Here is a 13,536-nt window from a genome sequence, read left to right as displayed (position 1 = left end):
GCTTGGGAAAACAGAGTTGCTGTGTATGCTTACACTTCGGTCGCAACTACTCGGCCACTGAAGTATTCATTCGCGACGATGTATGCTGTGTTGCGGACTAGTTCGTCTTGGATCTCAGCCCAGTGCCTCTCGTTGAGCTCTTCTTTTGTATGATTTACCGAGGGAATAACGCCGCCCACTCGAATGTTGAATGGTGTGAGTTCTTTTGCCCAGCTGTGAGTAAAACCTGACACCAACGCCGCCATGCTTTCAACTCCCGTAAAGTCTTCATGGTTGTCATGAGAAATGACGTTAACAATGACGCCTTTCTTGTTTCTGGCTCGAAAGCGCTCTGCTCCTACTTGGCCGTAGGTATAAAGGAAGCGTGCCGCAGACGACAAGTGATCAATGTAAGTACTCATTGGTTCTGGCGCCATTAAGCCAGGCATAGGGGAGCTGGTCCAGCAATTAACAATCACATCTGGTGTCGCACGTAGCTGTGATTCTATCTGGTCAAACAATAAGTTAATGGACGTTGTGTTATCACTACACACATTCATCGCATACACTTTGTCAGTGAAAGCGCTGATTTGCTCATAGCTCGCTCTCAAAGCGCTAGAATTTTGGTCACAAAGAATCAACGTTGCTCCAAGGTGAGCAAAGTGATTTGCACAGGTTCTTCCTATAACCGAACCTGCAGACGTGACGAGAATAATTGATTCTTTGATATCCATAGCACCTTCACTGTATCCATATGTGAAAAACAATACACCAGTGGTTTGTGCTAATAGCATGGTTGAAATTCGTTGGGTTCAGTGTGAAAGGCTTCAAACTAACGCTTTCGAGTGAGGACTATTGTGCGGTAATTTGTAAGATGTCACATTTCTGACGTGTAGGTATTGCAAGCTATTGGATAAAAAGCGGATCTCTATGCTTTAGCTTGAATTTGATGCTGACGTTGAGCCGTCACTAGCTGATTATATAGCCCAGCATCTGGGATCAGTTGTTTGTTGCGTTCGCCCAATCTGCGTCGCTCATGACCAGATAGGTTGTGATAAACCTCCTCTGGTAGGTTGAATGTGTCTTCAGGCAGGTAAGTCAGCGCATCTGGTTTTAGGTAATGGCTCAGCTTTGCGGAAGGCAATCCTGCATCGTGAAACTGTTTCGCTTGTTCAGCTGCGAGTTCATAGCTGCTGCTATCAGAACGAAGAGCTTGAGGTTGCGATAAACCCAATTGTTGGCGAAGAATACTGTCACTGGTGATGACTTCCTGGACCTCTTCAACTGGGACCACATCTCGAACATCATTAGAGAACATAGACAGAATCAGCGAGAAATCCGCACGACGACCTTCGTGTACGGCATGGTTAATACCATTACCGAACTGAAGTTCGTTGATAATTGCAGCTTTGTCTAACGTATGAATTTGCATGATGTTCCTCGCTCGATGCTCTTTTAACGGCGTGGATAAGAAAAACTTTAGTAAAAGAGGGAATTATTTAAAGGTGCTAGGGAAGGCGAAACAAAAAAGCCCGCTAAATAGCGGGCTTTTGAATAAGACTAAATTGAACTTAGGGGGAAGTATATTACTTCGCTAGGTTCTCAGCTACGAAGTCCCAGTTTACTAGAGCCCAGAAGCCGTTCATGTAATCAGGACGTACGTTGCGGTAATCGATGTAGTACGCGTGTTCCCATAGGTCAACAGTTAGAAGTGGTGTTGTACCTTCTTCTGTTAGAGGAGTAGCAGCGTTAGAAGTGTTAACGATCTCTAGAGAGCCGTCAGCTTTCTTAACCAGCCAAGTCCATGAAGAACCGAAGTTGTTGATTGCTGAATCAGTAAACTTCGCTTTGAATTCTTCAAAAGAACCGAATGCTGCGTTGATTGCGTCTGCAACTGCGCCAGTTGGCTCGCCGCCCGCATTTGGAGCAAGACAGTGCCAGTAGAACGTGTGGTTCCAGATTTGCGCTGCGTTGTTGAATACGCCACCAGTAGAAGTCTTGATGATCTCTTCTAGAGTTTTGCCTTCGAACTCAGTACCAGGGATAAGACCGTTAAGCTTAACAACGTAAGTGTTGTGGTGCTTACCGTGGTGGTAGTCTAGAGTCTCTGCTGAGATGTGTGGTTCTAGTGCGTCTTTCGCGTAAGGAAGAGCTGGTAGTTCAAATGCCATTACTCGATTCTCCATTGATTTGAAAGGATGACCTTTCGATTGCTTCCAGTGTTTTTTTATAGCTATGTCGCCTTTAAGGCTGACTTGCTAAGTATTTTAGCAAGTTTTTACTTTATTAAAACCCCGATATGAAAATATTTTAAGAGGTTAGCAGTGGTGAAGTGCTGCATTGCTCGCCAATGAGCAACCTAAAATTAAGCCTTATTAATTATATGGTTTTTATTCTGTCGTTATTGAGTAGAATGTGGCAAATAAATAAAGTTCAAACCCATGAATGAGGAAGCGATGGAAACTATCGACAAAATCAAACAGCAGATCTCTGAAAACTCAATCCTGCTGTACATGAAAGGATCACCGAAACTACCTAGCTGTGGTTTCTCTTCTCAAGCGTCACAGGCACTAATGGCATGTGGTGAGAAGTTCGCTTACGTAGACATTCTGCAAAACCCAGATATCCGTGCTGAGTTACCAAAGTACGCGCAATGGCCAACTTTCCCTCAACTATGGGTTGAAGGTGAGCTTATCGGCGGTTGTGACATTATTCTAGAAATGTTCCAAAAAGGTGAACTGCAGCCTCTAATCAAAGAAGCAGCAGCGCGCGCTGAAGATCAAGCTGAGTAATTCGTAAATACTCACATTTAGCGATAGAATACGAAGGAGCCGTACTGGCTCCTTTTTCTTTTTAGGTTAGTGGAATGAACATAAAGCTTTACTACGTGCATGACCCAATGTGCAGTTGGTGTTGGGGTTACAAACCAACGCTGGATAAACTAAAACAGCAACTGCCAGGTGTGATTCAGTTTGAGTATGTGGTTGGTGGTCTTGCGCCAGATACTAATTTACCGATGCCGCCCGAGATGCAACAAAAACTCGAAGGTATTTGGAAGCAGATTGAGCGCCAGTTAGGCACTAAGTTTAACTACGATTTCTGGAAGCTTTGTACGCCAGTTAGAAGCACTTACCAATCTTGTCGTGCGGTTATTGCAGCGGGCTTTCAAGACTCTTATGAGCAGATGCTAGAAGCGATTCAGCATGCGTATTACTTACGTGCGATGCCTCCTCATGAAGAAGCCACTCACTTGCAACTAGCGAGAGAAATTGGCTTGAATGTTCAGCAATTCAAGAATGACATGGATGGCTCTTTCTTAGAAGGTGTGTTCGAAGATCAATTGAGCCTTGCAAAGAGCCTAGGTGTGAGCTCTTACCCTAGCTTGGTTCTTAAAATTAACGACGCTTATTTTCCGATTGCCATCGATTACCTGTCGACAGAACCAACCTTGAAGCTGATTCGTGAGCGTATTATTGACAATATGCCAGCGCAATAACCACAGTTATGAATAACAAAAAGCCGCTCATTGAGCGGCTTTTTCGTAACTAATGTATATCCATCCAAACAATAGTATTAAAGCACCATTGCTGCAATCCAACCAAAGATGATTAGAGGGATATTATAATGGATAAAGGTTGGAACGACTGTTTCCCAAATGTGCTCATGTTGACCGTCGGCATTTAGACCAGATGTAGGGCCTAATGTAGAGTCAGAAGCTGGAGAGCCTGCATCACCTAACGCCGCTGCAGTACCTACCAGTGCAATCGTTGCCATCGGCGAGAAACCGAATGCTAGCGCAAGAGGCACATAGATAGTTGCAAGGATTGGAATCGTAGAGAACGATGAACCAATGCCCATTGTTACCAACAGACCAACGATCAGCATCAGTAGTGCAGCTAAAGGCTTATTGTCACCGATGCTGGTTGATAGCGATTGTACTAGTGTTTCAACACCGCCAGTTTGCTTCATTACTGCTGCAAAACCTGCCGCTGCAATCATGATGAAGCCAATCATTGCCATCATGTGTACACCTTTAGTGAACACGTCGTGCGTCTCTTTCCATGCAATAACGCCGCCGAAAGTAAACACCATAAAGCCAGCTAGAGCACCGATAATCATTGAACCCGTGTAAAGCTGAACACCCAATGCAGCGACAATACCAAGTGCCGCAACCAAGATGTGCTTTTTATTGATGACATGATCGGTTTCGTCAACGACAGTCAACTCAGTTTCTTTGTAGACACGCGGTTTACGATAGCTAACAAAGATAGCCAGTAATAGACCAAACAGCATTCCTGCACCCGGCAGTAACATGGCGGTTGGGACTTGGCTTGCAACCACGTTTTCCAAACCGTTGTCATGTAGGTTCTTTAATAGAATGTTGTTTAAGAAAATACCGCCGAAACCAACAGGTAAGATCATGTAAGGTGTGATCAAACCGAAGGTAAGAACACACGCGACCAAACGTCGGTCGAGCTTAAGTTTCGCGAATACGCCCAAAAGAGGTGGAATCAAAATTGGAATAAAGGCGATATGGACCGGAATTACGTTCTGAGATGACATCGTGACAAGCACTAATGCCACCAGCACGGCGTACTTTAACCCGGTAGTTGACGCCGAGTTTTCTTTACCATTTAAGCGCTTGATAACACTTTTGGCCAGTAGATCCGTGATGCCTGATTTCGAGATGGCAACAGCGAAAGTACCTAACATGGCGTAGCTTAGTGCGATAGTTGCACCGCCACCTAGACCACTTTCAAATGCGGCAACCGTATCCCCAAGGCTCATGCCTGCGACTAGGCCGCCTACGATGGCACTAAACGTGAGGGCAACCACCACGTTTACGCGCATCAATGCTAACACGAGCATGACGCACACTGATATAACGACAGGATTCATACTTTTCCTAATATGTTGTGTTTACTTATTATTCTTCGTCGACAAGCGGCCAACCGCCGAGGGCCTTCCATTTGTTGACAATACCGCAGAATAATTCTGCTGTTTTTTGTGTATCGTAAAGCGCAGAGTGTGCTTCACGGTTATCAAATTCCATCCCGGCTGTTTTGCATGCTTTAGCGAGAACTGTTTGGCCATAAGCAAGGCCACTTAATGTAGCCGTATCAAAAGTAGCAAAGGGATGAAAAGGGACTCTTTTTAGTTTACAGCGTTCATTTGCTGCATTTACAAAACCCAAGTCGAATGCTGCGTTATGAGCAACCATAATTGCACGTGAGCAATCTGCGGCTTTTTGTTCTTTGCGAATAAGCTTATAAATTTCCTTTAGCGCCTCTTGCTCAGAAACAGCACCTCGAAGAGGGCTGAAAGGGTCACGAATACCATTGAATTCAAGCGCTTCTTTTTCTAAGTTAGCGCCTTCAAATGGTTCCACATGAAAATGAATGGTGGAGGCCGGATGCAACACGCCATGTTCGTCCATTTTCAACGTAACGGCACAGATTTCTAAAAGTGCATCAGTTTGAGCATTGAAACCAGCGGTCTCAACGTCTACTACCACAGGGAAATAACCACGAAAGCGTTTTTTCAAGGTTAGAGCTTCATTTTCTAGTGTCATGTTGGCTTATTTTTGTGTGACGAAGGCTGCATTATTGCAGATTATACCGATGAGAAAAACCGCAATTTAAGAGAAAACCGGAATTCTATTTTGCATCCAATCAATAAGTTTGTATTGCATATTATGTAGACGTTTATTCGCCATACTTTGCATCATGTAAACCGATAAAACATGAGGAAGTAAAACGCTAAGTGGCGGTTAAGGTGATTGGAACACTATGGCTCACATTAATGGCAGAGTGACAGATATTCCGATATTGGCGAGATTTTTGCATGCCCGTTGAAGTGGTTTTATTGATGCAATTTGACGGCAACAGACTGCCGTTTAAGAGACAGTATTAGATGAAGAAATGGCTGATTACCAGTGGTGTTGTATTTTCGTTGTTTAGCACAAGCAGCTTCGCTTTGATGGGCAAACGTTATGCTGCAACTCCACAGCAATCTCAATGGGAAATGGTGGTCAATACACCATTAGAATGTCAGCTTGTACACCCCATTCCAAGCTTTGGAGATGCGGTATTTTCATCTCGTGCGAATAAAAAAATCAATTTAGACTTTGAGTTAAAAATGCGTCGTCCGATGGGAGAAACACGTAACGTCAGTCTCATTTCTATGCCGCCACCTTGGCGACCAGGTGAACACGCCGATCGAATTACAAACCTAAAGTTTTTTAAACAGTTTGATGGTTATGTCGGAGGGCAAACAGCATGGGGCATTTTGTCTGAGCTGGAAAAAGGCCGTTATCCGACTTTTAGTTACCAAGATTGGCAGAGCCGAGATCAGAGAATTGAAGTCGCATTGTCATCAGTACTATTTCAAAACAAGTACAACGCGTTTAGCGACTGTATTTCCAACTTATTGAAATACAGTTTTGAGGACATTGCTTTTACGATTTTGCACTACGAAAGACAAGGTGATCAGTTAACCAAGGCCTCTAAAAAGCGTTTATCACAAATTGCAGATTATATCCGACATAATCAAGATATCGATCTCGTGTTGGTGGCGACTTACACAGATTCAACCGATGGTAAAAGTGCGAGTCAAAGTTTATCAGAGCGACGTGCAGAGTCACTTCGTGACTATTTTCAGTCTCTAGGGCTACCGGAAGATCGAATTCAAGTGCAAGGGTACGGCAAGCGTCGTCCTATTGCAGATAACGGTTCGCCAATAGGAAAAGACAAAAACCGCCGAGTCGTGATATCTCTAGGGCGAACCCAAGTGTGATGCATATAAAAACGCCGAAGCTGAAAGCTTCGGCGTTTTTGATTTACTGACGTTGTTAATAATATTTTAGTGGTATTTTGCCAAGCACCTTTCGGTGATTCTTGCTGTATAATTTGAATGTTAGTTTAAGCGGAATTTGGCAATGACTTCGCAATTTGTTGCGGTATCGATTTTTTCAACCTGTTTGGCAATAGCCGGATTAGGGTGACGTTTCATGAAGTCTATTAATGCTTTAGTGCAACATCCAATTGAGTCGATAAAGCTTGCACATTCTTTATTTGGGCATTGTGGGATGAGTGTTAAGACTTTCTCTGAAGCCAGCTGAAGGTATTTGAGTTCATAGTCAGTGTCTCCGGCCCAACGCCAGAACTGAGCTAAGTTATGACAAGAAATCACAGAAATTAATAATCGCTCGTCTGCTTCAATTTCCACACATTCGCTAATATCTTCACTCAGGCTTAGGGCTTGCTGGTAATGAAGAATGCTGCGAACAGGGTCATCTAGTTGAAGTGCCGTATCGGCTAGAAGTGTGTGTTTTTCCCATTCACTGATCATTATCGTAATCCCGCATATCGAAGTTGCGAATAAATCTAAACGATAATTATTATCAAGTAAAGTGTTTTGTTTATAAAAGAACAGGCAGATCGCAGACCTGCCTGTAATCGATGTTCAACTTGCAGTACAAGTGATTATTAGAAGTGCCGCTTAGCCTTCAAGACCTGCTGAAGCTTGCTTGTTTTGGATAAGCTCAATCATATAACCATCTGGGTCTTTTACGAATGCAATGTGCGTGCTTCCGCCTTTTACTGGACCTGGTTCACGCGTCACATTACCGCCCGCCGCTTTGATAGCGTCGCAAGTTGTGTAGATATCATCAACACCAATGGCGATATGACCAAAAGCGGTACCTAAGTCATACTCAGTTTTACCCCAGTTGTAAGTCAGTTCGATCACTGCACCTTGGGATTCGTCACCATAACCAAGAAACGCTAGCGTGTATTCGTACTCTTTATTTTCGTTAGTACGAAGCAGCTGCATGCCCATAACTTCAGTGTAAAACTTGATGGATTTGTCTAGATCACCTACGCGAAGCATAGTGTGGAGAATTCGACCGTTTGACATTTTTTGCTCCTAGCTTTGATTTACAAATAGCGTTAGCTATCTGGGTATACTTTCTCTTTATATTCGCACAAATCTTCGATAATACAGCTACCGCAGCGAGGCTTTCTTGCTACGCACGTATAACGACCATGAAGAATGAGCCAGTGGTGCACATCGAGTTTGAACTCTTTTGGCACAACTTTTAATAGCTTCTGCTCGACATCATCAACCGTTTTTCCCATCGCAAATTTAGTGCGATTCGACACGCGATAAATGTGCGTATCGACGGCAATAGTTGGCCAACCAAAAGCGGTGTTGAGCACGACGTTTGCGGTCTTGCGACCTACGCCTGGCAGCGCTTCTAACGCTGCACGATCTTCAGGAACTTCACCATTGTGTTTTTCCAACAAGATCTTACAAGTCTTGATTGTGTTTTCTGCCTTTGAGTTAAACAAACCGATGGTCTTTATGTATTCTTTTAAGCCATCGACTCCCAAATCAAGAATGCTTTGAGGTGTATTCGCTACAGGGAAAAGCTTGTCGGTGGCTTTATTGACGCTTACATCGGTTGCTTGAGCTGATAGTAATACAGCGATTAGCAGCTCAAAAGGGGAGCTCCAGTTAAGCTCAGTTTGAGGATTCGGATTGTTTTCTCGTAATCGCTCAAGAATTTCGATTCTTTTTATTTTGTTCATTGCTGACTTCCAATACCGTCTCTGCGGTTTATGAAAAAGGCTCCTATGACAGAGCCTTATCTTGTTATGCGTTAGTGACGCGAGCACGTTCTATGGTTGGTTTTTCTTCTTTTGGTTGACGTGCCTGAATTGAATTATCTATGACATTTTTGAGCGCTATCAACAGCCCAACACCGATAAATGCACCAGGTGGGAGAAGCGCTAACAGGAAGCTATTGTCAAATTGGAAAACTTGGATCCGTAGAGCTGAAGCCCAGTCTCCTAGGAGAAGGTCTGCTCCGTCGAATAGTGTGCCATTACCAATTAATTCGCGCATGGCACCTAAAACAACCAAGACGCTCGTCATACCAAGGCCCATCCACAAACCATCTAGCGCAGCGGGTGCAACATCATTTTTTGACGCGTAAGCTTCTGCTCGGCCAATAATAATGCAGTTCGTTACAATCAGAGGAATAAAGATACCTAGAGACAGGTATAAACCGTACGCATAGGCATTCATTAACAACTGAACGCAGGTAACGAGTGAGGCAATGATCATAACGAATACAGGTATACGGATCTCTTTTGGCACATAGTTACGAATAAGAGAAACTGTTACGTTGGATCCAACTAGCACAAGTAAGGTTGCAATACCAAGACCTAATGCATTGGTTATCGTGGAAGAAACCGCTAGCAGTGGACATAAGCCCAGCAGTTGTACGAGAGCGGGGTTATTACTCCACATACCGTTTTTCATCAGTAATTTATTCTCATTCATTACTGCTCTCCTTCACAGCCTAACGGCTGGCTAAGAATGTCTTCACGAGATTGGTTTACGTAGTTAACGGTATTTCGCACCACTTTTACGACGGCTCTTGGCGTGATCGTTGCACCAGTAAATTGATCGAAATCGCCGCCATCTTTACGAACTTTCCACGAATTCCAATTGTTTTCCGTGACTTGTTTTCCTGTAAAGCTCAGGATCCAGTCGGTGACACGAAGATCGATTTTATCGCCCAGACCAGGGGTTTCTTGGTGGTTTAGGACGCGTGTCCCCAAAATATTGCCCTGATTATCAATCCCAGTAATTACTTTTATCTCACCATTGTAGCCATCTGGCGCGATAGATTCTATTGCGATTGCTGTTGGTTCACCATTCTTCGTGGCGAGGTAGGCTGGCATCGCACGTAATGTCCCCAGATCTGGAGACGTGACCATTGTACAAGCTTGCGTGAGTGCGTTGTCATGCATGTTTTCTGGAATGACTTGATTCAAAACAGAAAGTAATTGTTTTTGCTCTTGTACCTTGATTTGGTCTTTTGTTAGGTACTGAGTAAGGGCGACTAATCCGGTTGTTGCACATGCAAATATCGCGAGTGTCAGACCATTTTTTCTAATAGCGGTTAACATGTTTACCTCAGTGACCGTAAGTTCTAGGTTTGGTGTAGTAATCGATCAGTGGCACACACATATTTGCAAGCAACACTGCAAATGCAACACCATCTGGGAAACCGCCCCAACTGCGAATGATAAAGACCAAAGCACCAATAAGCGCACCGAAGATTAAACGTCCTTTGACGGTGGTAGACGCCGAAACGGGATCGGTTGCAATAAAGAATGCGCCAAGCATGGTTGCACCAGATAACAAGTGTAAAACTGGCGACGCAGTTTCCCCTGGCGTCAGCAACGTGAACACTAGGCTAAACAGAGTCAGACTCGCAAGGAAACCTGCTGGAATATACCATTGGATGATACGCTTTTTGATCATGACTATGCCGCCAAGAAGGTAAGCAAGGTTTACCCATTGCCAACCAATACCACCTAAGCCATCAAATATTGGCTGCGACATTACTTCGCTTGGAGTGGCACCTGTAAGAATGCCAGTCTTAAATGCATCAAGTGGTGTCGCCATTGTCACGCCGTCAACTCCTGAGCGAACTTGCTGAAGTGATAAGCCGTCGTAATCATAGCCCGTAAAAATTAAAGAGAGTGTATCTGCAAAATTTACATGATCAGGTATGAGTGATGTCGGTGCACTCCAACTCGTCATTTGTACTGGGAAAGAGATCAACAAGACCACATAAGCGACCATTGCAGGGTTGAATAAGTTTTGTCCAAGGCCGCCATAGAGGTGTTTAGCGATTACTATCGCAAAAATAAGCCCGATCACCATAATCCACCACGGAGACCATGGTGGTATAGCAACGGCTAACAACCAAGCGGTAACTATTGCACTGTTATCACGTAGCGCTCTCATTGGTGAGCGTTTACGACAGATCATGACTAAGGCTTCAAGGGATACAGCGACTGCAATGGCAAAAATCAGCTGAATCAGCGTACCCCAGCCAAAGAAGTAGGTTTGAGCTACTAAACCTGGAAGTGCGCAAAGTGCCACCCATTTCATTAAGTCTGGCGTATTACGACGACTGTGGGTATGCGGTGAACTGGCAATAAAAAACGACACTACTCGTTCTCCTCAGTATTATTTTTATTAGCTTCTTGTTGCGCTTTGCGTGCCTTCGCGCGCGCAATTGCTGCGGCAACCGCGGCTTTCTTCGGATCCACTTCTGGTTCTTCGGAGGTTGCTTCTTCAACAGGCTCTGTTTGCGTTTCTTGCTTCGCTTTGCGCGCTTTGGCACGTGCAATGGCAGCGGCAACTGCGGCTTTTTTCGGATCGTCGGTTTGCTCGGCAGGTGCGTCAGCTTCTTCCGCTTCAGTTGAGTCTGCTTGCTTCGCTTTTCGCGCTTTGGCACGTGCAATCGCAGCAGCCACGGCGGCTTTTTTCGGATCGTCGGTTTGCTCAGTAGGTGCTTCAGCTTCTTCCGCTTCAGTTGAGTCTGCTTGCTTCGCTTTACGTGCTTTGGCACGTGCAATCGCAGCAGCCACGGCGGCTTTTTTCGGATCTTCGGTTTGCTCGGCAGGTGCGTCAGCTTCTTCCGCTTCGGTTGAGTCTGCTTGCTTAGCTTTGCGCGCTTTGGCTCGAGCAATTGCAGCGGCAACTGCGGCTTTTTTCGGATCGTCGGTTTGCTCAGCAGGTGCGTCAGCTTCTTCCGCTTCAGTTGAGTCTGCTTGCTTCGCTTTACGTGCTTTGGCACGTGCAATGGCAGCAGCAACCGCGGCTTTCTTCGGATCGCTGTCTTGCTGTGCAGACGTTTCCGATTCTACAGATTCAGTTGAATCTTCTTGTTGTGCTTTTTTCGCTTTAGCTCGGGCGATGGCGGCCGCAACTGCCGACTTTTTATCATCAGCGTTATTGTCTGGCGTTTCGCCTTGTTCTTTTTGCGCTTTCCGTTCGCGAGCAAGACGTTTGCGCTCTTCGCGCAGTTTTGCCATTTCTGAGTTATCAGGTTCACTAGAGCCTGCTTTAGCTGCTGCCGCTTGTTTCGCCTTCGCTTTGGCAATGGCTGCCGCTACGGCTGGTTTTACTGCTGGCTCTGTTTTTTCTGTGGTTTCTGTCTTTTGAGCTTTCACTCGTGCGATTGCTGCTGCTATCGCATCATCGCCGCCAGAAGACTTCATCTCTTTACGGCGCTGATCGGCAGCTTTCTTGAAGCGATTTTCACGTTCTGCTTTTTCGCGTTCCATACGCGCTTTTTTCTCTTCAAAACGCAGTTTTGCTCGCTCTGCAGCTTCCGCTTCTTGTGTTCTAGTTCTAATTTCTGCTTTCGCTTGGCGGTAGTACTGTACGAGCGGAATTTCACTTGGACATACAAACGCACAAGCGCCGCACTCGATACAATCCTTTAAGTTTAATTCTTCGAGTTTGTCATACTCTTCAGCTTTTGCATGCCATTGCAGTTGTTGAGGCAGCAGCGAAGCAGGGCACGCTTCTGCACATTGGCTACAGCGAATACATTCCATCTCATACTGGTGCGGAGAGATCTCACGACGAGTCGGAGCAAGGATACAGTTTGCTGTCTTGGTAATCGGCACTTGGGAGTGAGGAAGGGTAAAGCCCATCATTGGCCCACCCATAATTAAACGCTGTAACTTCTTATCTGCTTTATAGCCAAACTCATCCAACAGTGCTTGTACTGGTGTCCCTAATAATGCCCAAACGTTGCGTGGTTGTTTGAAGGTTTTACCAGTGAGAGTCACGATGCGTTTTATCATCGGCTCACCGTCGATGACTGCGCGTTTTATAGCGTAAAGAGAACCAACATTCTGGACCAAAATACCAATATCTGCTGGAATCGCGCCACTTGGCACTTCTTTATTGGTTAAAATTTTGATCAGCTGTTTTTCACCGCCAGAAGGGTATTTAGTTGGGATAACGCGAATAACGATGTCTTTGTTTATAGCCGCAGCTTCTAGCGCTTTGATTGCTTCTGGTTTGTTGTCTTCAATGCCAATAATCGTGAGCTTTGGTGTCAGGATATGTTCGACAATTTCGATACCTTGAATAAGCTCTTCGGCATGTTCTTGCATGAGCTTGTCATCAGACGTGATGTATGGCTCGCACTCTGCTGCATTAACGATAAGAATCTCGGTACGAGCAAAACCTGATTGGATTTTTTTTGCAGTAGGGAAGCCTGCGCCACCCATACCAGAAATACCAGCGAGACGAATAATATCAATCAGTGCGTCAGGGGTTTCTTGTTGGTAATCTGCGACGGGGTTTCTTTCACACCATGCATCTTTCCCATCAGGCGTGATGACTGCGCACAACTCACTTAACCCAGAAGGGTGCGCGACAGTTCGTGGCTCAATCGCGGTGAGCGTACCTGATGTTGGAGCATGCACTGGAACCGTAAAGCCGGTCTCCGATTGCGTTAATGGCTGACCTTTTAATAAGTAGTCACCTTCGGCAACCAGTAGGTTACCCGCTTTACCAATGTGCTGTTTTAGCGGCAATACAATTTCTGACGGGATAGCCGCATGAGCGAGTTCAGTTTTGTTGGACTGCTTTTTATTTTCTGCCGGATGCACACCACCTGGGAAATCCCAAAGCGCGCCTGTACGAATTTGTTCAATCAAAGACAACATG

At 45.1% G+C, this 13,536-nt stretch carries 15 protein-coding genes; 3 read left to right on the top strand and 12 right to left on the bottom strand.

Features of this window, described 5'->3' with window-relative positions:
• Positions 1–29 precede the first annotated feature (29 nt).
• From R7Q39_RS16675 to sodB, 3 genes are all read right to left on the bottom strand, one after another.
• Positions 30–773 (bottom strand): SDR family oxidoreductase, encoded by a 744-nt coding sequence (locus R7Q39_RS16675; protein ID WP_005380732.1) that lies wholly within the window; start codon positions 771–773, stop codon positions 30–32.
• A 134-nt stretch (positions 774–907) separates the two neighbouring features.
• Complete coding sequence (locus tag R7Q39_RS16670) at positions 908–1,411, bottom strand: VC2046/SO_2500 family protein (RefSeq protein ID WP_033907342.1); 504 nt, start codon at positions 1,409–1,411, stop codon at positions 908–910.
• 154 nt (positions 1,412–1,565) lie between these two features.
• A complete protein-coding gene (gene sodB / locus R7Q39_RS16665; protein WP_005396533.1) occupies positions 1,566–2,150 on the bottom strand; it encodes a superoxide dismutase [Fe] in 585 nt (194 codons plus the stop codon).
• A 285-nt stretch (positions 2,151–2,435) separates the two neighbouring features.
• On the opposite strand from sodB, the gene R7Q39_RS16660 reads away from it, so the two are divergent.
• Together R7Q39_RS16660 and R7Q39_RS16655 are read left to right on the top strand one after the other, a co-directional pair.
• Positions 2,436–2,771 carry a Grx4 family monothiol glutaredoxin gene (locus R7Q39_RS16660; RefSeq protein WP_017635833.1) on the top strand — a complete coding sequence of 112 codons (336 nt, stop codon included), beginning with the start codon at positions 2,436–2,438 and terminating at the stop codon, positions 2,769–2,771.
• Between the two features lie 74 nt (positions 2,772–2,845).
• Positions 2,846–3,475, top strand: coding sequence for a DsbA family protein (locus R7Q39_RS16655; RefSeq protein WP_132936849.1), 630 nt, complete (start codon positions 2,846–2,848; stop codon positions 3,473–3,475).
• Between the two features lie 77 nt (positions 3,476–3,552).
• On the opposite strand, the gene R7Q39_RS16650 is transcribed toward R7Q39_RS16655, so the two are convergent.
• Positions 3,553–4,878, bottom strand: coding sequence for a Na+/H+ antiporter family protein (locus R7Q39_RS16650; RefSeq protein ID WP_017821192.1), 1,326 nt, complete (start codon positions 4,876–4,878; stop codon positions 3,553–3,555).
• A 28-nt stretch (positions 4,879–4,906) separates the two neighbouring features.
• Positions 4,907–5,551 carry a ribonuclease T gene (gene rnt, locus R7Q39_RS16645; RefSeq protein ID WP_005384888.1) on the bottom strand — a complete coding sequence of 215 codons (645 nt, stop codon included), beginning with the start codon at positions 5,549–5,551 and terminating at the stop codon, positions 4,907–4,909.
• Between the two features lie 341 nt (positions 5,552–5,892).
• Between rnt and motY the strand changes: the two genes are divergently transcribed.
• Positions 5,893–6,774: a flagellar protein MotY gene (gene motY / locus R7Q39_RS16640; RefSeq protein ID WP_005384887.1), complete on the top strand. Its 882-nt coding sequence runs from the start codon at positions 5,893–5,895 to the stop codon at positions 6,772–6,774.
• Between the two features lie 120 nt (positions 6,775–6,894).
• Here motY and R7Q39_RS16635 read toward each other — a convergent pair whose 3' ends face one another.
• From R7Q39_RS16635 to rsxC, 7 genes are all read right to left on the bottom strand, one after another.
• A complete protein-coding gene (locus tag R7Q39_RS16635; RefSeq protein WP_005384886.1) occupies positions 6,895–7,329 on the bottom strand; it encodes a DUF2753 domain-containing protein in 435 nt (144 codons plus the stop codon).
• A 150-nt stretch (positions 7,330–7,479) separates the two neighbouring features.
• Positions 7,480–7,896: a lactoylglutathione lyase gene (gene gloA, locus R7Q39_RS16630; RefSeq protein WP_005380739.1), complete on the bottom strand. Its 417-nt coding sequence runs from the start codon at positions 7,894–7,896 to the stop codon at positions 7,480–7,482.
• 32 nt (positions 7,897–7,928) lie between these two features.
• Positions 7,929–8,570, bottom strand: a complete 642-nt coding sequence (gene nth, locus R7Q39_RS16625) for an endonuclease III (RefSeq protein ID WP_005380743.1) — start codon at positions 8,568–8,570, stop codon at positions 7,929–7,931.
• Between the two features lie 64 nt (positions 8,571–8,634).
• Entirely contained in the window at positions 8,635–9,327 is a 693-nt protein-coding gene (locus R7Q39_RS16620; protein WP_005380745.1) for an electron transport complex subunit E, read from the bottom strand.
• Complete coding sequence (rsxG, locus tag R7Q39_RS16615) at positions 9,327–9,959, bottom strand: electron transport complex subunit RsxG (protein WP_005380747.1); 633 nt, start codon at positions 9,957–9,959, stop codon at positions 9,327–9,329. Before rsxG ends, R7Q39_RS16620 begins: the two co-directional genes overlap by 1 nt.
• A 7-nt stretch (positions 9,960–9,966) precedes the next feature.
• On the bottom strand, positions 9,967–11,013 hold the full coding sequence (gene rsxD / locus R7Q39_RS16610) for an electron transport complex subunit RsxD (protein ID WP_017821193.1): 1,047 nt from the start codon (positions 11,011–11,013) through the stop codon (positions 9,967–9,969).
• Positions 11,013–13,535 carry an electron transport complex subunit RsxC gene (gene rsxC, locus R7Q39_RS16605; RefSeq protein WP_318076464.1) on the bottom strand — a complete coding sequence of 841 codons (2,523 nt, stop codon included), beginning with the start codon at positions 13,533–13,535 and terminating at the stop codon, positions 11,013–11,015. Before rsxC ends, rsxD begins: the two co-directional genes overlap by 1 nt.
• Position 13,536: the final 1 nt, after the last annotated feature.

Source organism: Vibrio sp. 947, from assembly GCF_033339115.1.
Lineage (GTDB): Bacteria > Pseudomonadota > Gammaproteobacteria > Enterobacterales > Vibrionaceae > Vibrio > Vibrio alginolyticus.
This window is presented reverse-complemented; position numbering and strand designations above follow the sequence as displayed.